This window comes from Pseudoalteromonas luteoviolacea DSM 6061 (assembly GCF_001625655.1).
Taxonomy (GTDB): domain Bacteria; phylum Pseudomonadota; class Gammaproteobacteria; order Enterobacterales; family Alteromonadaceae; genus Pseudoalteromonas; species Pseudoalteromonas luteoviolacea.
The window spans coordinates 1-1,238 of record NZ_AUYB01000163.1; the positions used below are offsets into that span (position 1 = coordinate 1).

Annotated in this window: 2 protein-coding genes; both read right to left on the reverse strand. The window is 39.0% G+C overall.

From position 1 onward, the window contains the following. Positions 1-148 precede the first annotated feature (148 nt). Positions 149-547, reverse strand: a complete 399-nt coding sequence (locus N475_RS24985) for a hypothetical protein (RefSeq protein ID WP_063366148.1) — start codon at positions 545-547, stop codon at positions 149-151. Next, positions 544-1,238: peptidoglycan recognition protein family protein (locus tag N475_RS24990; protein WP_162269638.1), on the reverse strand; the 695-nt coding region annotated here is incomplete at its 5' end. The genes N475_RS24985 and N475_RS24990, both read right to left, overlap by 4 nt.

Consider the following 1,238-nt stretch of genomic DNA (forward strand, 5'->3'; position numbering starts at 1 on the left):
ATTTAAGATGGGTGTCTTCTTTACTTTAGCTTGTCATCTCCACACAAAAACGCTCGCCTCACACAGCGTGAAACACAATGACAGTTCCGAGTATCTAATTAACTGATTAACTGATTAACTGATTAACTGATTTGACACTTCCTTGGTATTAGTTAAGTTGCAACCTTTCAATTTGCCTTTTAATGATTTGAGAAGAAAGCTCATCATGTTTGTAAAAATCTAATAACTCCAAAAGCTTATCGTTATAATTTTGATGTATAACTTTCACTGCTAATTGGGGAATTGGTTCGCCAATGGTTTTACTTGTTCTATCACATAGAGTAAAAAGTATCTGAATATCTGCATCATACTTCCTCTCCAAGAGGAGCTCTAGAGTAACGACTTTCAAATGAAGTAATTTATCCCCCCTCAAAATGAAGTTTACGTATTCATAGCGTGCTTGTTCAGGCAAACTCATTAGTACACCATTAAAAGCTGATTTGCTCAAATGGACACCTAACACTAGTACAAATAGTAACGAGTTGATCAATATTAATTTTTTTATCATTTGAACTCTTCCCTCAATAAGTTAACTTGCCGCGTAGCCCCTCTCAACTCGTTATGCTTTTCACCATTAAATTCACCGTGTGTTCTGATAAATCCTCCAGGTAATTTAAACCTATCTCTCAAGTTTCCTAGTAATTGTCGAGCTGCTTTAAACTGAACCGATGACAGTTCCCTCTCCGTATAATCGCCCAAAAAGGCTACGCCGATATTACCTTGATTATGCCCCCCTACGTGCGCCCCTGCATACTTAAGAGAACGCCCCTCATAAATTATTCCGCGCTCATCAATCATATAGTGATATCCAACATCTGCATTTTGATATGCCTGTGCTAAGTCTAGTATACTCAATGCCTGCCTCATTATAGTGACAGCGCCTTCGTTTGCACGGTGCATATCTTCAACTTCCTTCGGTCTTTCGGCACTCCCAGTGTGATGTAAAGTAACCAGTTCATAAGGTTTTCTATTTTCATCCATATTGGATTCATCCGCTGGTATATCAGAATATGCAGACTTTGCTTTTGTTGAATATTCGTTTTTCTTTGCATAATTATTGATGTTTTGAGCCAAAGGGTCATTTTGAGCAATACTCTGCGGGCTACCCATATCCATTTGCTTTGACGTCGCATTTAGCGCACCAGCTATTTGAGAAACTCCCTGGCCCTTTGCAGCTTGCACTTCAGCACCATTAGCGA

Bases quoted from the DNA above. Each gene is read 5' to 3' on its own strand.
- N475_RS24985 (WP_063366148.1), bottom strand. From the start codon at position 547: ATGATAAAAAAATTAATATTGATCAACTCGTTACTATTTGTACTAGTG.